The sequence below is a fragment of the Henriciella mobilis genome (genome assembly GCF_003576315.1).
GTDB lineage: Bacteria > Pseudomonadota > Alphaproteobacteria > Caulobacterales > Hyphomonadaceae > Henriciella > Henriciella mobilis.
In genome coordinates, this window is record NZ_QWFZ01000003.1 from 379,539 (window position 1) to 399,293 (window position 19,755).

Here is a 19,755-nt window from a genome sequence, read left to right on the forward strand (position 1 = left end):
ATCCTTCAAGCGGTTTGCCGCGCCTCGAAAATCCGGCTGAGGGCGACAGCACCGGCTGTTGCGACATTGATGCTGTCAAAGCCCGGCGCCATGGGAATGCGTACGGGATGCGCCGCTCCGATCAGCCCATCCGGCAGGCCCGAACCTTCAGCCCCGAGTAGCACGGCGACCTTCCCTGAAACCGGCATGTCGCCGATGGGCGTGGCGCTGGCGCGCGGCGTCATCGCCCAGATGTCATAGCCTGCGTCCTTCAGGGCGGCGATATGATCGGCCCCCGTCCCGCCAAGGTGGAAGGGCATCCAGAGCGCGCTGCCGGCGGACACACGGATGGCCTTGCGATAGAGCGGGTCGCAGCTGCGTTCATCAAGGATGATCCCATCCACGCCGAAGGCCGCGGCGTTGCGAAAAGCCGCGCCAACATTGTCGTGGTTGGAGATGTCATTGAGGACCAGCAGTGTCTCGCCGCTGAGCAGACTTTCCAGGCCAATCGGCTCACCCTTTCGCGCGCAGGCCAGCACGCCGCGGTGAATGGGAAATCCGGCCACCGCATCCATTATTGTCTGCGGCGCGACATAGATGGGCACATCGCCTGGCAGGCCCGCCAGAATATCCGCCAGAGGTTCAAGCCGCGTCTCGCCGATGAAAACGCTGTCGATAGTGAAGCGCGACCGCTCGGCCAGGATTGAAAGCGTTACCTTTCCCTCGACAATGAAGCGGCCGTCGGGCCGGCCGGTGAGGTCCCGCTCGCGGATCGAGACATAGGGCGCCACGCGCGGATCGGCGGGATCGTCGATATGGATGACCTCATTCATGCGGAAAGGAGCACTCCTGGCGAACGTCTGGACTGGCGAAGACAGCCGTTTAGCGAAGCATGCGCGTCAGCGCGAGGCCCGGATTAACCAGCCGGTTCCCCAATCGTGCCATTCCGGCTAGTGTCCCGAATGGCCGCAGGGGCGCGGGCGAGGGACAAGACAATGACACATGCCGGGTCGCGAATTGCGGTCACACTGCTTTTCGCGCTGATCTATCTGGCCTTCCTGTTCGAGACGGGCGTGCTGGTCTATGAGTTCGGCCCCGATGGCCTCGCCCTGCAGATGGCGACCATGTTCGCCCACAATTTCCTGTTCTTCCCGGTTGCAGGCGCGCTCGCCCTGATCGCCTTCTGGCGGCCTGCCGTCCTGATCGTGGATGCGCTGGCGGCAGGCCGGGTTCCCCACGGACGGATCACGCTGATTGCCGTGGCCGGGATCATCGGCTTCCTCTCCTGGTCCCTGTCGAACGCCTTTGCCGGGTCCAATACGCGGTCTTTGTTCGAGGTTGCGCCCGATGCCATCGTCAGCGACGAGGGCGTGCCCTCCGAAGACCCGGCCTTGCGGCGCGCGGCGATTGGCGAGGTGCTGATCCAGCTGAAGATCAATGCGGCCAGCGAAGGCGGCCTGCAGCGTTTCCAGTCCCGCTGCGAAGACGAATGGCTGCGCTATGGCGTTGCCGCGCAGGAACAGAAGCTCTGCTTTCCGACAGGCACGGTGACCAGCATCGAAGCCTGCTGCAAGGCCAAGACCGATTTCCGCGCCCGGGTAAATGCGATGAAGGCCAGCCACCCATCCCTGCTCGCCTCGGTTCACCGTTATGTGCTACCGGTTAAGATGGTGTTCCTGCTGACCCTGCTGTTTATCGGCATCCTGCTGGTCTGGCTGCGCAAGCCGCTGACCCAGCTCTATGGCAAGACGGTCCAGCAGGTATCTTTCCCGCTGGCAGCGGGCGGCGCGCTCGTCCTGCTGTGGCCACTGATGAATGCGGCCTATCTCTCCACCTCATCCCTGCTGACCGGTGACGGGCTGTCCAACGCCTACCGGATTACCGCGCCGCTTTTTGCGCTTGGCTTCGGGGTCTGGGCGATGCTGCTCATCTTCTTCCACCTGCGCACCTATCCCAGCCATATCGAGACCGCGCTGAAATCGGCAGGCGCCATCGCCGCCGCCATCGGCGTGTTCCGGTATGAGGATATCGTGAACTATCTCAGCCGCACGCTCGGGGTCGGTGGCGGCCTGGTGGCCGTCATTGTCTTCACTGTGGCGGTGGGTGCGCTGATTGCGGCGGTCCTGATGGGCGTCAAGGCGCCGGAATTCCTCGACCCGAAGGCCGAGGACAAGGAAGATCCGGGTCTGGCGGACTAGGTGTCAGCCACCCGCCGGCAGGCCCTGCTCTTTCGCCATGCGCTTCATCGCCTTCTGGATCTTCTCGAAGGCGCGGACCTCGATCTGGCGAATGCGCTCACGGCTGACATTGTAGACCTCTGACAGCTCTTCCAGCGTCTTCGGCTCATCGGTCAGGCGGCGTTCCTGCAGGATGTGCTGCTCGCGCTCCGACAGGTCCGCCATGGCTTCCTGGAGAAGCGTCATCCGGCTGTCGAATTCCTGCCGGTTGGCATAGGATTCGGCCTGGCCGGGATCGTCATCGGTCAGCCAGTCCTGCCATTCCATGTCGCCTTCCTGGCCCATGGGCGCATTGAGCGAGGCGTCAGATCCGCTCATCCGGCCATTCATGCTGAGCACGTCCTTCTCGGACACATTCAGGCGCTCGGCGATTTCCTTCACCTGGTCGGGATTGAGATCGCCGCTTTCCAGCGCATTGATCTCGCCCTTGATGCGGCGAAGATTGAAGAACAGCTTCTTCTGCGCGGCCGTGGTGCCAAGCTTCACGAGGCTCCAGGAGCGCAGGATGTATTCCTGGATCGCGGCGCGAATCCACCACATGGCATATGTCGCGAGGCGGAAGCCCTTGTCCGGATCGAATTTCTTCACGGCCTGCATGAGACCGACATTGCCTTCGGAGATCACCTCGGCCATCGGCAGGCCATAGCCGCGATAGCCCATCGCGATCTTGGCGACGAGGCGAAGGTGGGAGGTCACCATCTGCTCGGCGGCGTCGGTATCCTCATGTTGCTGCCAGCGCTTGGCCAGCATGAATTCCTGCTCCTTTTCGAGCATGGGAAATTTCCGGATCTCTGTGAGATACCGGCTGAGGCCCTGTTCCGGGCTGAGGGCGATTGATGTTGTCTTTGCCATCGGCGTTTTTCTCCTGTCTACGGAGACTGACCCAAAAGTCCGGCATCAGTTCCGCATCGGTTCTGAAGAAAGTGTCTAGCCCCAATCATTGGCGGCGTCTTTCCCCCGTTTGCGCATCTCATTTATCACGTATGCTCATAAATGGGCGATGAACCCGGCCAAATGAAGGCCGCAGCGAATTTTTTCGACAAAAAAAAAGAGGCTGTCCGGCCGGTTCTGGCCGAACAGCCTCATTCGGTCCAGAACCGGGCATCAGGCAGCCTTTTTGGGCGCCGTCTTCCTCGCTGCAGGTTTCTTGGCCGCCGCAGGCTTCTTTGCGGCGACCACCTTCTTGGATGTTGCAGCTTTTTTGGTCGTCGGCTTCTTCGCAGCCGGTTTCTTCACGGCGGCGGCCTTCGCAGCAGGCTTCGCCGCCTTGGCTGTGGCTGGCTTGGCCTTCGCCGCAGCTGTCTTGACTGGTTTCCTGGCTGGCGGCTTGGCGGCGGCTTTCTTCGCCGCTGGTTTCACAGCCGCCTTCTTGGCGACAGTCTTGGCAGCCGTTTTTGCTGCCGGTTTTGTGGCTTTTGCTGGCATGTATTACCCCCGAGCAAAGTGAAACGGGACTATACTTTTCTAGCGTCACCGAATCAGTCGGGACATTCGAATCTTGATACTGGTTTTCAGAACGTGCAACCAAATAAAAATTAAAGGAATTCAAGGTTTGAAAAGCCCTGCACTCCATCATCACTGTATTCGAGACGATTGAGACCCGGATGCGGGGGCGGCATCCGGGTCTCGTCTAGGCGCCTGCCTGCTGAATTACTTCGCCCGGGGCTTACCTGGGATCGATGGCTTGCCGGGCTTTGCAGCTGGCTTGGCTGCCGGTTTTGTTGAAGGCTTGTTCTGTTGCGATTGCATCGCGGTTGCCTTGTAGACTGAGGCTTTACTATTGCGCCTCTCAAGCACTGTCACGAAATGTTCCAGCAGTTGTAAAATACGTCTTTCGATTGCTTGCCGCAACGGCGTGCGAGGTGAAATCTTCGTTAGCTCCATTGCGCCTGGCCGCTTGCGACGAGGGGGCGCAACCGGGCGGGCATGACTTCACCGGCCAGACGCCCTAAGTAGCGAGAACCATACTGAAAGACTCAACATGGCGAATTTTCTTACAATCGGCTTTTACCTGGCGCTGGCCGTCCTGCTGGTCATCCTTGTGCTTGGCCTCGTCAACCTGACCCGGACGGACGAAAACCAGCCGAGCCGGTCGAACAAACTCATGCGCATGCGCGTCCTCGTCCAGGCGATTGCCATCGCCCTTCTTTGCGCGATCGGCTTCGTCGCAGGCGCCTTCGGCTGACCGCGCCACTAATGGAGGCCTGTCTTGGTCAAGCTCGACAAGATCTACACCCGCACCGGCGACAAGGGTAAGACCCGCCTGGCCACGGGCGAGCCGGTCGACAAGTGGAACCCGCGCGTCACCGCCTATGGCAGTGTCGATGAGGTGAACGCGGCGCTCGGCGTTGCGGCCACGACCGCGGAAGGCGACCTGGCAGAAGCCATCCATCGCATCCAGAATGACCTGTTCGACCTCGGCGCCGACCTGGCAACGCCGGATCGCGGAAAGGATCTTGGCTGGGAGCCCCTGCGGGTCGTCCAGGCCCAGGTCGAGCGGCTGGAACGGGAAATTGACGCGATGAATGCGGACATCCCGCCGCTGGACAGCTTCATCCTGCCAGGCGGCTCGGCCCTCGCAGCCTATCTGCATGTCGCCCGCGTGACCTGCCGGCGCGCCGAACGCGATATTGCCCGGCTGGCGGGGCTTGAAGACGAAACGGTCAGCGCACCCGCCCTCGCCTACATCAACCGGCTGTCGGACTGGCTGTTCGTGGCCTGCAGGGCCGCCAATGAAAATGGTGCGGCCGACATAAAATGGGTGCCCGGGGCCAATCGCGGCGATGGCTGAATCCTCGCCGGCGCCGCCATATGCCCGCTTTCTCGGCCACTGGGAACTCGACCCCGCCTCCTGCCGGTATGAGCAAGGCGATCCGCCCGCCTCGGGTCAGTACATCATCCGCGAGGAAGTCGGCCTGCTCGTGTTCGACATGGCATGGACAGACAAGGCCGGCGACGCCCATACCGCATCCTTCAGCGGCAAGGCCGATGGTGTCGCCGTGCCGTTCGAGGGGACCGACCTGATCGACAGTTTCGTGATCACTGCCGAAAGCCCGAGCGAGCTGAACTCGTCGGCCTATCTCAAGGGCGAGAAGCTCATGCAGGCGACCCGCACCCTGATCGACGACGAAACCATGCGCATCGTGCAGACCGTTTACCTGCCGGATGGCTCTGCGCCGTCGAACCGGTCTGTCTATTACAAGCGCGGCTAGCAGCATCAGGGCTTGAGCATTTGCCGGCTTCAGGGCAAACCATCGCGCCATGAGCGATACACCACCAGACCGCCTGAGCCTTGACCCTCGCAGCCCGCATTATGACGAGGCGCTGATCTCGCGCGGCGTCGGCGTGCGCTTCAAGGGCCAGGAACGCACCAATGTCGTCGAGTACTGCCTGTCGGAAGGCTGGATCAAGGTCGTCGCGGGCAAGTCCCTCGACCGGCGCGGCAATCCGCTGACCCTGACCCTGAAAGGCCCTGTCGAGGTCTGGTTTGAGGATGTCGAGAACAAGACCGAAGACTGAGGCAGTTCTCGCCACACCCATTGCAACGCCAATCGTTGCCAAGGGGCCAGCGCTTCCGGCTGGCAAGCCTCCTGTATCTCAAATTTGCGCGACGAATTGACCTTTACGTTAGCGGGAAGCTTGATTGTTTCCCGCGAGTTCTCTAGGTCAACGCCAGACTTCAAGATCGCAATTATGGGAGCCAGCCGATGAAGGTGCTCGTGCCCGTCAAACGGGTGATCGATTACAACGTAAAAGTCCGCGTAAAGTCGGACCAGACAGGCGTCGACCTCGCCAATGTGAAGATGTCGATGAACCCGTTCGACGAAATCGCCGTCGAGGAAGCGGTCCGCCTGAAGGAAAAAGGCGCCGCCGAAGAGATCATCGTGGTCTCGATTGGCCCGCAACAGGCGCAGGAAACGCTGCGCACCGCGCTCGCCATGGGCGCCGACCGCGGCATCCTGGTCAAGACGGACGATGCGGTGGAGCCTCTGGCCGTCGCCAAGATCCTCAAGGGCGTTGTTGGCGAAGAGAGCCCGGACCTCGTTATCCTCGGCAAGCAGGCCATCGATGACGATGCCAACCAGACCGGCCAGATGCTTGCCGCTCTGCTGGACTGGCCGCAAGGCACTTTCGCTTCGGAAGTCGTCCTGGAAGACGGCAAGGCAAACGTCACGCGCGAGATCGATGGCGGCCTGCAGACCCTTTCGCTGCAGACCCCGGCCATCGTCACCACGGACCTGCGCCTCAACGAGCCGCGCTATGCCTCGCTGCCGAACATCATGAAGGCGAAGAAAAAGCCGATCGATGAAAAGGCGCCGGGCGATTATGGCGTCGATACCGCCGCCCGCCTGACCGTCGTCAAGGTGACCGAGCCGCCGGAACGCGAAGCTGGCGAGAAGGTCGAGGACGTCGCCACGCTTGTCTCGAAACTCAAAGCTGAAGGAGCGATTTAATGGCTGTTCTGGTACTTGCAGATCACGACAATGAGTCGCTCTTCGACGCGACCCACAAGACCGTCACGGCGGCAAAGGCTTTCGGCGGCGACGTCGATGTGCTGGTCGCTGGCAAAGGCTCTGGCGCGGTTGCCGAAGCCGCCGCGAAGATCGATGGCGTTCGCAAGGTGCTCCACGCCGAAGGCGATGCCCTCGAAAAGCAGCTCGCCGAAGCCATGGAAGCGCTGATCGTCCCGCTGATGGATGGCTATGATGCCCTCTTCTCGCCCGCCACCACGATGGGCAAGAACGTTACCCCGCGCATCGCGGCCAAGCTTGACGTCATGCAGATCTCCGACATCACGGCCATCGAAGGCACCGACACGTTCGAGCGCCCGATCTATGCCGGCAATGCGATGATGACGGTAAAGTCTTCCGATCCAAAGAAGGTCGTCACCGTTCGCGGCACGTCGTTCGACGCGGCCGGCGAAGGCGGCTCGGCATCGGTCGAAAGCATCGACGCCCCGGCCGGTCCGTTCAAATCGGCCTTTGTCGACGAGAAGATCGTCCAGTCTGACCGCCCGGAACTGACCTCCGCAAAGACCATCGTGTCTGGTGGCCGTGCGCTCGGCTCGAAAGAAGAGTTCGACCGCCTGATCGTTCCGCTGGCTGACAAGCTGGGGGCTGGTGTTGGCGCCTCGCGCGCTGCCGTCGACGCGGGCTACGCCCCGAACGACTACCAGGTCGGTCAGACCGGCAAGATCGTTGCCCCTGAGCTGTACATCGCGATCGGTATTTCCGGCGCGATCCAGCACCTTGCCGGCATGAAGGACTCCAAGATCATCGTTGCCATCAACAAGGATGAGGAAGCCCCGATCTTCCAGGTTGCCGACTATGGCCTGGTCGCGGACCTCTTCAACGCCGTGCCGGAGCTGACCGAAGCGCTCTAGGCGCCCGGCAACCCAAGTTCAGAAAGCCCCGGATGCTTCATCCGGGGCTTTTTTGTTGTCATCTCAAGCCGCTTAGAGCTCTTTCATGACCTCGTCGAGGAAGGCCCCGATCTCGACGTTCAGCACCATGTGGGCATAGGAATCCATGTCGGTCGGTTCGCGATTGATGATGACCAGCTTTGCCCCGGCGCGCTTTGCCATGACCGGAATACCCGCCGCCGGATAGACGACGAGCGACGAGCCCAGGACGATGCACATGTCGCAGGCCTCGGCCTCGGCGGTCGCGCGCTCCATCTCGACTTCGGGCATGGACTGGCCGAAGGAAATCGTGGCCGTCTTGATCAAGCCTGTGCAATTCACGCAGATGATTTCCTCATCGGCTTCCCACGGGGCGCGCAGCTCCTCCAGCTCGTAGCGCATGCCGCATTGCAGGCATTTTGCGTAGGACGCATTGCCGTGGATCTCGATCACCTTGTAGTCGGGCACACCGGACTCCTGGTGAAGGTTATCGACATTCTGCGTCACGACGGCGCTGACCTTGCCCTGCCTGACGAGTTCAGCGATCGCATGATGACCGGCATTCGGCTGGGCGCCGACCCACCCGGCCGACTTGTTGAAGACACGCGTCCAGGCTTCGCGGCGGGCGTCACGGTCCGACACGAAGTCCTGGAAGTAGATCGGCTTCATTTTGCTCCAGACACCGCCCGGTGACCGGAAGTCCGGAATGCCGCTTTCGGTTGAAATTCCTGCGCCGGTAAACACCATGACGCGTTCTGCGCGCCGGATCAGGCCCGCGAGTTCCTTGGCTTTGCTCATGCAGCTGATCTTATACGAGGCTTTTGGGCGCATCCAGACTCCCGCCGCAAACAACATCCTGTGCGCCAGTCCGCCTCCATGAGCCTGTGCCCGGTGGGTCACAACCCTCTGGCGACTGATTACACATCTGCTGACAGGCCTTGATCTTTTCTGCGCCGCACAATCAGTCTACGAGATTACGAGATTGACAGAGCGGATGGCCTCTCGGAGGGCGGAATGAGCAATATCGGCACTGTAGGCGTTGTTGGCGCCGGCCAGATGGGCAACGGGATCGCGCATGTCTGTGCGCTCGCCGGGTATGATGTCTTCCTCAATGACGTCTCCGAGGACGCCCTCGAGCAAGGCATGAAAACCATCGAGGCCAACATGAGCCGCCAGGTCTCGCGCTCGATGATTTCGCCTGATGACATGACAACGGCCCTGAAACGCATCCAGCCCGGCACCTCGCTCGAACCGTTCGGCAAGGTGGACCTGGCGATCGAAGCGGCCACCGAGAAGCGCGAAGTCAAGGAAGCGATCTTCAAGTCGCTCTGCGATGTTGTCCCCGAGAGGACCTATCTGGCGACCAATACCTCGTCCATCTCGATCACGCGTCTTGCAGCGACAACGGACCGTCCGGAAAAGTTCATCGGCCTGCACTTCATGAACCCTGTGCCGCTGATGAAGCTGATGGAAGTCATCCGCGGCCTCGCGACTGACCAGGACACCTATGAAATGGCGCTCGGCTTCGCCAAGGCGCTGGGCAAGACGACGACCAATGCCGAGGACTATCCGGCCTTCATCGTGAACCGGGTCCTGGTGCCGATGATCAATGAGGCGGTCTATGCGCTCTATGAAGGCGTCGGCACCGTGGAGAGCATCGACACCGCCATGAAGCTCGGCGCGAACCACCCAATGGGCCCGCTGGAACTGGCGGACTTCATCGGCCTCGACACCTGCCTCTCGATCATGCAGGTGCTGCATGACGGCCTTGCCGACACAAAGTACCGCCCCTGTCCGCTTCTGGTGAAATATGTCGAGGCCGGCTGGCTCGGCCGCAAGGCCAAGCGCGGCTTCTACGACTATCGCGGCGACGTCCCCGTCCCGACACGCTAGATATCAGCTGCGCCAGCGCAGCGTGACCGGTTCGATCGGGTTTTCGAAAGAACGCCCTTCAGTGCGTGAGGCGGTCCATTCCTTCTTCAGCGTGCGATACCATTTGGCCTGGACGTCGATATCGTCGATCCAGATCATCGCCTTCTGATACTTCATGCCCTCATTCTGCAGGTCGACGATATCGCCATCTTGGCGCAGGAATTTCCGGGCGGCCGGCTTGAAGATCGGAATGGCGAGATTGAGCAGCGGCGCACCGAAGAACCAGGTGACCTGGGTGATGCGCGTCTTTTTTTTGTAGATCGGCGTCAGGCAGGTCAGCGTCAGCAGCCGGGCGGTCTCATTCTCGACGATCTCCCAGCGATAGCCGGGAAGCTGGAAAATGATTTCCGTTGTCACCTTGCCGCCGAATACCGCCTTGTAAGCGAGCGAATTCGATGAAGGCTGGTGACGGTCGATGGCCCAGCCCCGGTCGCGCGGGACGAAGGGCTTTTCCTTGAGCTTCAGGCCAACGCTTGGCGGGCGCCACCACCATTGCGAATGGACGAACGCGACGTGCGCCGGGTCCATCAGGCCGACCACGGCGTCGTCCATGTGGGCGTTGAAGTCTTCCTGAATGACGAATTTTGGCTTGTCCGGCAGCTCGCCAAAATCCGGCGGCGGAACGTCCGGTTCGCCCGAGACTTTCGGATCATGCGCGATGAAGACGAAGATCATGCCGTTCTTCTCATGCACCGGATAGCGGCGCACCTTGAAGCGGCTTGCCTCATAGGGCTGTTCTTCCAGCACCGACGGCATGTGGCGGCAGACCCCGTCCGTCCCGAAGCGCCAGCCATGATAGGGGCACTCGACGGTCGGCTCGCCATCAGTGTCCAGCATCTTGCCGGCGCTGAGCGGCACAAGCCGGTGCGGGCAGATATCGCGCAGCGCAAACGCCTCGCCCGCTTCCGTCCGGCCGATCACGATCGGCTGGTCGAGCATGATCCGGTGGAGCAGCCCGCCGGGCTTCAGCTCCTTCGAGGTGCAGCCGAGATACCAGCTATCGGTCAGCCAGCCTTCGGACGTGATTCCCGGCTGGCTTTCGGTCTTCTGGTCGATGAGGGTCTGCGTATCTGCCATGGGCTTGTCTTCTATACCGATAAATCAGGTGCAGAAAGCGCGTAGTCTTCACGATTGACAGCACGCAAACGCTAGGCGGAAGGCCCGAGCCCCGCTATATGCCGCCTCATGACACCCCGCGACAAGATCCGCAATTTTTCCATCGTGGCGCATATCGACCACGGCAAGTCGACCCTCGCTGACCGGCTGATCCAGGTCACGGGCGGTCTCTCCGATCGCGAGATGCGCGAACAGGTGCTCGATTCCATGGATATCGAGCAGGAACGCGGCATCACGATCAAGGCCCAGACCGTCCGGCTGAACTACACGGCCAAGGATGGCGAGACCTATGTCCTGAACCTCATGGACACGCCCGGCCATGTCGACTTTTCCTACGAAGTCTCGCGCTGCCTGGCGGCCTGCGAAGGCTCTCTGCTGGTGGTGGACGCCTCCCAGGGCGTCGAGGCGCAGACGCTCGCCAATGTCTACCAGGCTATCGAGCAGGACCACGAGATCGTGCCCGTCCTCAACAAGATCGACCTGCCAGCTGCCGAGCCGGAACGGGTGAAAGAGCAGATCGAGGACATTATCGGCCTCGACGCTTCGGACGCTATCGAGATTTCGGCCAAGAACAACATCGGCACCGAGGATGTCCTCGAAGCCATCGTCAAGCGCCTGCCCCCGCCGCCGGAAGGCGATGCGGACAAGCCGCTCAAGGCCTCGCTGATCGATGCCTATTACGATCCCTATCTCGGTGTTGTCGTCATCGTGCGCATCGTCGATGGCGTGATGAAGAAGAAGCAGAAGATCCGCATGATGCGCGCCAAGTCGACCTATGAGATCGACAAGGTCGGCGTGTTCAGCCCGAAGCCGACAGATGTCGACGAGCTCGGGCCGGGCGAGGTCGGCTTCTTCGTCGCCTCGATCAAGGAAGTCGCCGACACGGCTGTGGGCGACACGATCACGGACGAAAAGAACCAGACCGACACGCCGCTTCCAGGCTACAAGGAAGTCGTGCCGATGGTGTTCTGCGGCCTCTTCCCGGTCGATGCGGGCGACTTCGACGATCTGCGCGCGGCGATGTCGAAGCTGCGCCTAAACGATGCGTCCTTCACCTGGGAAATGGAAACCTCCGCCGCCCTTGGCATGGGCTTCCGCTGCGGCTTCCTCGGCCTCTTGCACCTTGAAATCATACAGGAGCGCCTCTCGCGCGAGTTCGACCTCGACCTGATCGCGACGGCGCCATCCGTGGTCTATGAGATGACGATGACCGACGGCTCTGAAATGGAGCTGCACAATCCCGCCGACATGCCGGATGTGGTCAAGATCGCCGAAATCCGCGAACCATGGATCACCGCAACCATCTACACGCCGGACGAATATCTCGGCTCGATCCTGCAGCTCTGCCAGGACAGGCGCGGCATCCAGAAGGAACTGTCCTATGTCGGCGGCCGGGCGATGGTGAAGTATGAGCTGCCGCTCAACGAGATCGTCTTCGACTTCTATGACCGGCTGAAATCCATCTCCAAGGGCTATGCGAGCTTCGACTATGAGATCATCGGCCACCGCGCTGGCAACCTCGTGAAGATGTCGATCCTGGTGAATGAAGAACCGGTCGACGCCCTCTCCATGCTCGTCCACCGAGACCGCGCCGAGGGCCGTGGCCGCCAGATGTGCGAGCGGCTGAAGGATCTCATCCCCCGGCAGATGTTCAAGATCCCGATCCAGGCCGCCATTGGCGGGCGCGTCATCGCTCGCGAGACCATCTCGGCCCTGCGCAAGGATGTGACGTCCAAGTGTTATGGCGGCGACGCGACCCGCAAACGCAAGCTGCTCGACAAGCAGAAGGCCGGCAAACAGCGCATGCGCCAGTTCGGCAAGGTCGAAATCCCGCAGGAAGCCTTCGTCGCGGCCCTGCGGATGGATGACGATTGAGGCCAGCTCCCCCGACGTGATGGATAGAACTCGGCCTGCGCGCTGATAGAGTCGCCCGTAAAAGACATATGCGGGAGGCAAAATTGGCGCACACAGACCTGTTCGACCCTGTCGAGTTCAACGGCCTGAAACTCAAGAACCGGATCGCCCTGTCGCCGCTGACGCGGGCGCGCGCCACGCAGGATGGCAAGGCTGGGGAGCTTCAGGCGGCCTACTATTCACAGCGCGCCAGTGCCGGCCTCCTGATCACCGAGGCGACCGCCGTCGTTCCGGGCGGGCGGGGCGGCCCCTTCCTGCCGGGCCTCTGGGAAGACGCCCAGATTCCGGGCTGGAAAGAGGTGACGGACGCGGTCCACGCGAAGAATGGCCTCATCTTCAGCCAGCTCTGGCATGCCGGGCGCCTCAGCCACTCATCGCTGAGCGCAGACGGCAAGAGCGCACCCGTGGCCCCGTCCGAGTACAGCCAGCCCGGCGAGATCTTCACCGAGGCCGGGCCGCAGCCTTACGAGCCGGTCCACGTCATGACGAAACCGGAGATCAAGGGCATGGTCGGCGCCTATGAGGCCGCCGCAACCCGCGCGAAAGAGGCCGGCTTCGATGGCATCGAGCTCCACGCGGCGCACTCGTACCTGATTTCGGCCTTCCTGAACGACATGACCAATAAGCGCGAGGACGAATATGGCGGCTCCATCGAGAATCGCGCGCGCTTCCTCAAAGAGATACTGGAGGCCTGCCTCAAGGTCTGGGATGGCAAGCGCATCATGGTCCGCCTCGCACCGCTCGGCCACGCCTATGGCACCTGGGACACCGATCCGGAGCCGCTTTTTACACATGTCATCGACGTGATGAACGAACTCGGCATTGGCTGGCTTGATCTGGTGGAAGGCGACACGGGCGTCACCCGCAAACCCGAGCCGTACTTTGACGTACTGAAGCTGCGCGAGCAGTTCAATGGGCCGACGATCCTCAACAACCTCTACACACGGGACATGGCGATCGAGGCGCGCGAAAAGAATACCGGCGACATCATCGCCTTCGGCCGCCCCTTCATTGGCAATCCCGACCTGGTCGAACGTCTGAAAGCCGATGCCGAGCTACATGAAGCCCCGCTCAAGGCGTATTATGGCGGCGGCGCACGCGGCTACACCGATTTTCCGACCATGGAAGAAGCGTGACGGGGCGCGCCCCGAGCCGCCTCGTCAGTGAACCGCTTCCGGCATGGCGTGGCGTTCGCCCAGCCACTTGTCCATAACGACGCAGGCGGTCAGGTCGCCTGACACGTTTACCGAGGTCCGGCACATGTCGAGAATCCGGTCGACGCCGAGCAGGATGGCGGCCCCATCTGGCGGTATGCCCAGCCCCTGCAGGATGGTTGCGAGGATCACGATGCCGACGCCGGGCGTTGACGGGCTGCCGATCGAGGCGCCGACCACGGTGAAGATCAGGACGGCGAGTTCGACGGTGGACAGGTCGACATTGTAGAGCTGAGCGATGAACAGGGCGGCGACGACCTGGTAAAGCGCCGTGCCGTCCATGTTGACCGTCGCGCCAAGCGGAATGAGGAAGCGCGAAACCGGCGGGCTGACCCGCAGCCGGTCTTCAGCGATCCGCAGCGACAGGGGCATGGTTGCCGCCGAGCTGGACGTCGAGAAGGCGAGCAGCTGGGCATCGGCGATCTGGCCGGCGAACTTCAGCGGATTGCGCCCGGCAAAGACCAGCACGATCAGCAGGTAGACCAGAAGCAGGATGATCAGGCCGGTAATGACGGTGGCGATATAGGCTGACAGGCCCAGCAGCGCGCTGAGGCCAACGCGCAGCACGAAATCCATGATCAGGCCAAACACCGCGAGCGGCGCAAGCCGCATCGCCCAGCCGACAATCTTGAGCGAGACATCCTGGACCAGCTGGACAAGGCGCAGCGCCAGCTCGCGTTTGTCGATAGGCAGCGACATCAGCGCGATGCCGGTAAAGACCGCCGCCACCACGATCTGCAGCATGTTCTTGGTGACGGCCGCCGAGAGGAGATTGGAGGGAATGAGCTCTGCGATCTGGTCGGTCGCCGAGAATTCAGGCATCGCCGCCACACCGCCGGCCCCGGCCGCGCTGCCCGAATTGACGATATCCAGCGTGGTGCTGTCGATATACTGGCCCGGCTCGATCAGCTTCGCCACCGCAATACCGATCAGCACGGCCAGCACCGATGTGCACACGAAGTAGGGCACGATCCGCGAGGCCGCCCGCTTCAGGAATTCCGGATCGCTGGAGGACGTGATGCCGAGAATGATCGACGAACCGACCAGCGCCACCACCACCATCTGGATCATGTTGAGGAAAATTCGGCCGGGCAGGCGAGCCCATTCGCCGAGATTGTCGACCTGGCCCGGCAGCACCGCGAAAACGCTGCCAGACCCCGGCGAGAGAAGAATGCCGGCGACGATCGCCAAGATCATCGCGACAAGGATCTGGGCCCAGAGGTGGGACCGGATGAGGCCGCGAATATCGCTCAGGCGAAGCATTCTGTTCATCGTGTGCCCCACCGGCCTCCGATTAATGATCACGTTTGTTTGCCAGACAGGCCCCAACGATCAAAGGCCCGGCGGGGCGAACTCTTACCAGCCCCAATACGCACGGATATCCGCAAAAGTCCGGATAGCCGCCGCAACGTCACCGATAGGCAGCCAGGGCCGGTGCCGGTAGACTGCGCCAAAACAAATGGGAGAGACCGCCATGCCGGACACCGCCGCCAGTTTTGAAGAGCTGATCTATGAGGTCAGCGATCATGTCGCGACCATCACCCTCAATGCACCGGACCGGATGAACACGATTTCCGGGCCAATGCTGGACGGGCTCAGCGAGGCCCTGCTCAAGGCCGACGCCGACCCGGACGTGCGCTGCGTGATCCTGACGGGGGCGGGCCGGGCCTTCTGCGCCGGGCTGAACCTTGAAAGCGCGACCAAGGGCGAAGGCATCGGCTCCGGCGCCGTCTCATCGGCGCATCTGGACCTTCGCAACACGCCGCCGACCATCCTCTTCAACATGGACACGCCCACCATCTGCGCAATCAATGGCGGCGCGGCCGGCTATGGCATGGACACCGCCCTTGGCTGCGACATCCGCATCATGTCGGACAAGGCCAAGATGGCGGCCGCCTTCACCAAACGCGGCATCCTGCCGGAAAGCGGCGGCACGTGGTTCCTGCCGCGCATGCTGGGCTGGGAGAAGGCCGCGCAGCTGATTTTCACCGGCCGCACGCTCAGCGCCGAGGAGTGCCTCGACTATGGCCTCTGCTTCAAGGTGGTCGCCCATGACAGCCTGATGGACGAAGCCCGTGCCATGGCGGCGGAAATCGCCTCCAACGCCCCGCTGGCTGTCCAGGCCACCAAACGCCTGATGCGTATGGGCCTGTCGGAGCCGTTCACCGAACATGTCCACCATGTCTTCCTGCAGCTCCTGCCGCTGATGCGGTCTGAAGATGCGCGCGAAGGCATGATGGCCTTCCTCGAGAAACGCCCGGCAAACTTCAAGGGCCGCTAGCGGCGGGCCGGGCCAGCCGCATAAGTCCAGAGCTGGCCGGCATCGAAGGCGAGCGCGCGTGCCTCGTCGCTTGCGCCCATCCGCACGAGCGCATTCAGCAAGCCGGCAAGCGCGCCGCCCGACAGCGTCTCGACCTGTCCGTCGGTCTGCGTGAGGATGGTCAGCAAGGCCTCACCCGTTGCGCCGGCGCGCTGGGCCGTATCGATGGCCAGCAGGATACCCGGCTCCACGGGGCGGGCCTCTATCTGCGACTGGGCCAGAGCGGACCGCGCCAGGACGGGCATCGGGACGTCAAAGCCGGCCCAGACGGAGAAGAGCTGCAGCGAATCCGAAATCTGCTCGCGCTCATAGCCGGTCTCCAGCAGCGTTGCGACGATGCGCGCGGTGTCTGCTGATGAGCGCTGCTGCGCGAGGAGGAGGCTGTAGCCTTCCAGCATGGCCGCTTCGAAGCGAACGCGGTCATCGGCATCATCCGGCACGCCAGCAAGCCATTTCCGGGCGACATTGACCGTCCCGTTGGAAAGCGCTGCAACCGCGAAGGGGATCGCAGCCTGCGCAGTATCTTCATTGGCCGGTATGGACTGAAGGGCCGGGGCGAACAGGCGAGCCCTGGCCGCGAAGCTGACCGGATCGATGGCGGCTTCGCGAAGTGCCTCGCGCACGGCCAGCGCCTGCTCCTCGGCCAGCGAAATCTCGTCAACCGCATCGCCCTCTTCCGGGGCCGGGACGTCCGGCGCGGCAGGCTCGGGCGCCGCGTTTGCCATGGCCCGCAGGTCAACGGGGCCCGTCGGCGGCGATGTCACCGGCGCCAGGTCCGGGACGACCGGTTCGGGTTCGGGCGCCTTTGCAAGCACGACGAAAGCGGCCTCTATGGCCGATTCCGGCTCGAAACCCTCTTCCTCGATCAGGGTCTTGTACAGCTGGCGATGCTGGACAGCGGAAATCTCACCGGCTTCTGCGGCGATGCCAGCAGCGGCCAGACGCAAACGGATCGGACGCTCGGTATCCTCGGCGATCAGCGCCGCAATATCGGGGCGCGCCGCAGCGAGGCTTTCGCTGTCCGGCTCAAGCCCGGCCATCTGCGATATCGTCAGTTCCAGCCCGGACCCGAACCGGGCCGGCGGGCGATCCTCTGCCTCGCTCAGCATGGCGAAGGCAACATTGGTGAACCAGGGCTCGGCGCCTTCCTGCTGTCCGGCAATCTCGATGGCAAGTTCGGCGGTTTCCGGTGCGTCGGCCTTGAGCGCACAGATCGCCCGCAGCTCGGACCAGAAACGGCCCTCACCGGTCGTATTCATCTGCGCGCAGACGAGATCGACCTCGCCGCGCGCCAGGCGATTGTCGGAGAGGATGATGTCAGGATCGACATCCGCTGGCGGCACATCGACCTGCTCTGCCAGGCTGGCGGCCGCCCGGCGCTCACCGAGTGCATGCAGCAGCTCGATCCGCAGTTCCTGAAGGGCCGGCGCAAGATCACCGCCCGGAGAGGCCGATGGCGAGCGCAAGGCACGGCTGAGCAGCGCCTTTTCGCTTTCGGACATCAGCGAGACATCCATGCGCTCGAACAGCGCGATCAGGTATTCGGGATCCGACGACGACCACAGCCCCTGTCCGAAGCCGCGCTCGCCGCGCTCAAGGAATTTCGCTCCCCACGGGTCGACATCGCCCAGACCGCTCGATTCGATCTGCGCCTGCCCGGGCAGGACCATCAGAACCGCGCCCAGCCCCAGGGCCAAAGCCCTGAACCTAGAAGACATTGTCGATCTCCATGCGGACCTCGCCATCTTCAGGCATGGATTGATCGACCTGATTGCCGAGCCACCAGAGAAGACCGATGACGCCCAGAATCAGGACAACGAACAGAATTAGCCACTTGCGCAATGCCAAACCTCTTTCTCGCAGATCGAATCTGCCGGAATTGTTGCCCGCTTCGTGCGAGACTGTATAGGACAGTCAGTAGAGAAGCGAAAACCCGATGAGCGCACACCGCAATAACGCAATAGACGCTGGCAGAATTGAGGCGGCCATTTCCGACCGCACAATCGCGCTGGTCGGCTTGATGGGCGCGGGCAAGTCAACGGTCGGGAAAAGGCTCGCCGACCGGCTCAACCGCCAGTTCTACGACAGCGACAATGAGATCGAGAAGGCCGCTGGCCTTTCCATTTCGGACATCTTCACCCTGCATGGCGAAGCCGAGTTCCGGCGCGGGGAGCGACGCGTGCTCGAACGCCTTCTGAATGAAGAACCACATGTCCTGGCGACGGGCGGCGGCGCCTATCTCGACCCCGAAACACGCGACCTGCTGCGCGAGAAGGCCGTGACGATCTGGCTCAATGCAGACCTGGAAACACTCTGGCGGCGCGTCTCCCGGCGCGGCCACCGGCCCTTGCTGAAAGCCGAAAACCCGAAGGGCGTTCTCAGCCGCCTCCTGACCGAGCGCACCCCGATCTATGAGCAGGCCGACCTGGTCGTGCGAAGCGAGGAAGGCCCGCACAAGGCGACCGTCGAGTCGATCCTGCGCGCCCTTGATGACTGGTCGAAAGCCCGCCATGCCTGAAACGATGAGTGACACCAAACGCGTCCGGGTCGAACTCGGCGACCGAAGCTATGACATCCTGATCGGCGAAGGCCTGCTGGCAGAGGCAGGCACGCTGATTGCGCCCATGGTGCGTCAGCCGCGCGTCTTCGTCCTGACCGATGACACGGTGGGCGGGCTCTACGCAGACACCCTCTCTGAAAGCCTGTCGCGCGCCGGCCTTGCGATGCGGATGAAATCGGTCCCGCCGGGCGAGGGCTCGAAATCCTGGGCCGTGCTAGGAGACGTGCTCGACTGGCTCTTGTCGGAGGGCGCAGGCCGGGACGATGTTCTGGTCGCGCTGGGCGGCGGCATTGTCGGCGACCTCACAGGCGTCGCCGCATCGCTGATGAAGCGCGGCATGAAATTCGTGCAGGTCCCGACCACGCTGCTGGCGCAGGTCGACAGCTCGGTTGGCGGCAAGACGGCGGTCAATGCCAGCCAGGGCAAGAACCTGATCGGCGCCTTCTACCAGCCCCAGCTGGTGCTGGCAGACACAGCCGCCCTGAAAACCCTGCCCGAGCGCGAGCGGCTGGCGGGTTATGCCGAAATCGTGAAATACGCGCTGATCGACGATCCGGACTTCTTCGACTGGCTGGAGCGCAACGGCAAGGATGTGGTCGCCCTTCAGCCCGAAGCGCTCAGCGAGGCCGTTGCGGTCTCCTGCGCGGCCAAGGCGCGGATCGTGTCGCAGGACGAGACCGAGGCGGGCGTGCGCGCCCTTCTCAATCTCGGGCACACATTCGGCCATGCGCTCGAAGCGGCCAATGGATTCCAGCCATCCCTGCTCCATGGCGAAGCGGTTGCCGCCGGCATGGCGCTCGCGCTGCGCTACTCGGTCCGGCAGGGCCTCATGAAGGGCCAGGATGCAGACCGCGCATCGCGCCTGCTTGAATCGGCAGGGCTTGTGACACAATTAAAGCGCCTGAACGGGGGGCCTTACCCGGCAGACAGGCTGACGGAAGCCATGAAGCAGGACAAGAAGGTCCGGGCCGGCCGGGTTCCACTCATCCTGGCGCGGGGACTGGGCCAGGCCTTCATACAACCGGACGCCGATCTTTCGGATGTCCGCGAATTTCTCAATGAGGAGCTTCAGCAGGGCTGAG

Annotated in this window: 21 protein-coding genes; 13 read left to right on the forward strand and 8 right to left on the reverse strand. The window is 62.6% G+C overall.

Annotation, left to right across the window (positions count from 1 at the left end):
• Window positions 1-5 precede the first annotated feature (5 nt).
• Window positions 6-812 carry a TrmH family RNA methyltransferase gene (locus D1227_RS01910; RefSeq protein ID WP_119403588.1) on the reverse strand — a complete coding sequence of 269 codons (807 nt, stop codon included), beginning with the start codon at window positions 810-812 and terminating at the stop codon, window positions 6-8.
• 162 nt (window positions 813-974) lie between these two features.
• Here D1227_RS01910 and D1227_RS01915 point away from each other — a divergent pair, with 162 nt between their 5' ends.
• The gene (locus D1227_RS01915) at window positions 975-2,177 is read left to right on the forward strand and encodes a hypothetical protein (protein ID WP_119403589.1); all 1,203 of its coding nucleotides are present in this window, start codon (window positions 975-977) and stop codon (window positions 2,175-2,177) included.
• 3 nt (window positions 2,178-2,180) lie between these two features.
• Here D1227_RS01915 and rpoH read toward each other — a convergent pair whose 3' ends face one another.
• A complete protein-coding gene (gene rpoH / locus D1227_RS01920) occupies window positions 2,181-3,068 on the reverse strand; it encodes an RNA polymerase sigma factor RpoH (RefSeq protein WP_119375517.1) in 888 nt (295 codons plus the stop codon).
• A 118-nt stretch (window positions 3,069-3,186) separates the two neighbouring features.
• Complete coding sequence (locus tag D1227_RS19870; RefSeq protein ID WP_158586543.1) at window positions 3,187-3,792, reverse strand: hypothetical protein; 606 nt, start codon at window positions 3,790-3,792, stop codon at window positions 3,187-3,189.
• A 405-nt stretch (window positions 3,793-4,197) separates the two neighbouring features.
• Here D1227_RS19870 and D1227_RS01930 point away from each other — a divergent pair, with 405 nt between their 5' ends.
• From D1227_RS01930 to D1227_RS01955, 6 genes are all read left to right on the forward strand, one after another.
• Window positions 4,198-4,401, forward strand: a complete 204-nt coding sequence (locus D1227_RS01930; protein ID WP_119375518.1) for a twin transmembrane helix small protein — start codon at window positions 4,198-4,200, stop codon at window positions 4,399-4,401.
• Between the two features lie 24 nt (window positions 4,402-4,425).
• A complete protein-coding gene (locus tag D1227_RS01935; RefSeq protein WP_119403590.1) occupies window positions 4,426-5,007 on the forward strand; it encodes a cob(I)yrinic acid a,c-diamide adenosyltransferase in 582 nt (193 codons plus the stop codon).
• Window positions 5,000-5,428 (forward strand): hypothetical protein, encoded by a 429-nt coding sequence (locus D1227_RS01940; RefSeq protein WP_119403591.1) that lies wholly within the window; start codon window positions 5,000-5,002, stop codon window positions 5,426-5,428. The genes D1227_RS01935 and D1227_RS01940 overlap by 8 nt, the downstream gene beginning before the upstream one ends.
• Before the next feature lie 49 nt (window positions 5,429-5,477).
• Window positions 5,478-5,735, forward strand: a complete 258-nt coding sequence (locus D1227_RS01945) for a DUF3297 family protein (RefSeq protein WP_119375521.1) — start codon at window positions 5,478-5,480, stop codon at window positions 5,733-5,735.
• 188 nt (window positions 5,736-5,923) lie between these two features.
• Window positions 5,924-6,670, forward strand: coding sequence for an electron transfer flavoprotein subunit beta/FixA family protein (locus D1227_RS01950; RefSeq protein WP_119375522.1), 747 nt, complete (start codon window positions 5,924-5,926; stop codon window positions 6,668-6,670).
• Window positions 6,670-7,599, forward strand: a complete 930-nt coding sequence (locus tag D1227_RS01955) for an electron transfer flavoprotein subunit alpha/FixB family protein (protein WP_119403592.1) — start codon at window positions 6,670-6,672, stop codon at window positions 7,597-7,599. Before D1227_RS01950 ends, D1227_RS01955 begins: the two co-directional genes overlap by 1 nt.
• A 72-nt stretch (window positions 7,600-7,671) precedes the next feature.
• Here D1227_RS01955 and D1227_RS01960 read toward each other — a convergent pair whose 3' ends face one another.
• On the reverse strand, window positions 7,672-8,415 hold the full coding sequence (locus tag D1227_RS01960; RefSeq protein WP_119404003.1) for an SIR2 family NAD-dependent protein deacylase: 744 nt from the start codon (window positions 8,413-8,415) through the stop codon (window positions 7,672-7,674).
• A gap of 216 nt (window positions 8,416-8,631) precedes the next feature.
• Here D1227_RS01960 and D1227_RS01965 point away from each other — a divergent pair, with 216 nt between their 5' ends.
• Window positions 8,632-9,510, forward strand: a complete 879-nt coding sequence (locus D1227_RS01965) for a 3-hydroxybutyryl-CoA dehydrogenase (protein WP_119403593.1) — start codon at window positions 8,632-8,634, stop codon at window positions 9,508-9,510.
• A gap of 3 nt (window positions 9,511-9,513) precedes the next feature.
• Here the strand turns inward: D1227_RS01965 and D1227_RS01970 are convergent, their stop codons facing one another.
• The gene (locus D1227_RS01970) at window positions 9,514-10,626 is read right to left on the reverse strand and encodes an aromatic ring-hydroxylating oxygenase subunit alpha (RefSeq protein ID WP_119403594.1); all 1,113 of its coding nucleotides are present in this window, start codon (window positions 10,624-10,626) and stop codon (window positions 9,514-9,516) included.
• A gap of 108 nt (window positions 10,627-10,734) precedes the next feature.
• Between D1227_RS01970 and lepA the strand changes: the two genes are divergently transcribed.
• Together lepA and D1227_RS01980 are read left to right on the forward strand one after the other, a co-directional pair.
• Window positions 10,735-12,540 carry a translation elongation factor 4 gene (lepA, locus tag D1227_RS01975; protein WP_119403595.1) on the forward strand — a complete coding sequence of 602 codons (1,806 nt, stop codon included), beginning with the start codon at window positions 10,735-10,737 and terminating at the stop codon, window positions 12,538-12,540.
• An 83-nt stretch (window positions 12,541-12,623) separates the two neighbouring features.
• Complete coding sequence (locus D1227_RS01980) at window positions 12,624-13,715, forward strand: alkene reductase (RefSeq protein WP_233349491.1); 1,092 nt, start codon at window positions 12,624-12,626, stop codon at window positions 13,713-13,715.
• A gap of 24 nt (window positions 13,716-13,739) precedes the next feature.
• Here D1227_RS01980 and D1227_RS01985 read toward each other — a convergent pair whose 3' ends face one another.
• Entirely contained in the window at window positions 13,740-15,065 is a 1,326-nt protein-coding gene (locus tag D1227_RS01985) for a dicarboxylate/amino acid:cation symporter (RefSeq protein ID WP_119403597.1), read from the reverse strand.
• Between the two features lie 202 nt (window positions 15,066-15,267).
• Here D1227_RS01985 and D1227_RS01990 point away from each other — a divergent pair, with 202 nt between their 5' ends.
• Window positions 15,268-16,074 carry an enoyl-CoA hydratase/isomerase family protein gene (locus D1227_RS01990; RefSeq protein WP_233349489.1) on the forward strand — a complete coding sequence of 269 codons (807 nt, stop codon included), beginning with the start codon at window positions 15,268-15,270 and terminating at the stop codon, window positions 16,072-16,074.
• Here the strand turns inward: D1227_RS01990 and D1227_RS01995 are convergent.
• Window positions 16,071-17,831: a hypothetical protein gene (locus tag D1227_RS01995; protein ID WP_147373251.1), complete on the reverse strand. Its 1,761-nt coding sequence runs from the start codon at window positions 17,829-17,831 to the stop codon at window positions 16,071-16,073. The two genes, D1227_RS01990 and D1227_RS01995, sit on opposite strands and share 4 nt — an antisense overlap.
• Window positions 17,821-17,955 carry a hypothetical protein gene (locus D1227_RS20315; protein ID WP_267896304.1) on the reverse strand — a complete coding sequence of 45 codons (135 nt, stop codon included), beginning with the start codon at window positions 17,953-17,955 and terminating at the stop codon, window positions 17,821-17,823. Before D1227_RS20315 ends, D1227_RS01995 begins: the two co-directional genes overlap by 11 nt.
• Before the next feature lie 94 nt (window positions 17,956-18,049).
• Here D1227_RS20315 and D1227_RS02000 point away from each other — a divergent pair, with 94 nt between their 5' ends.
• Window positions 18,050-18,631 carry a shikimate kinase gene (locus tag D1227_RS02000; protein ID WP_119375532.1) on the forward strand — a complete coding sequence of 194 codons (582 nt, stop codon included), beginning with the start codon at window positions 18,050-18,052 and terminating at the stop codon, window positions 18,629-18,631.
• Window positions 18,632-18,635: 4 nt separating this feature from the next.
• A complete protein-coding gene (aroB, locus tag D1227_RS02005) occupies window positions 18,636-19,754 on the forward strand; it encodes a 3-dehydroquinate synthase (protein WP_233349488.1) in 1,119 nt (372 codons plus the stop codon).
• Window position 19,755: the final 1 nt, after the last annotated feature.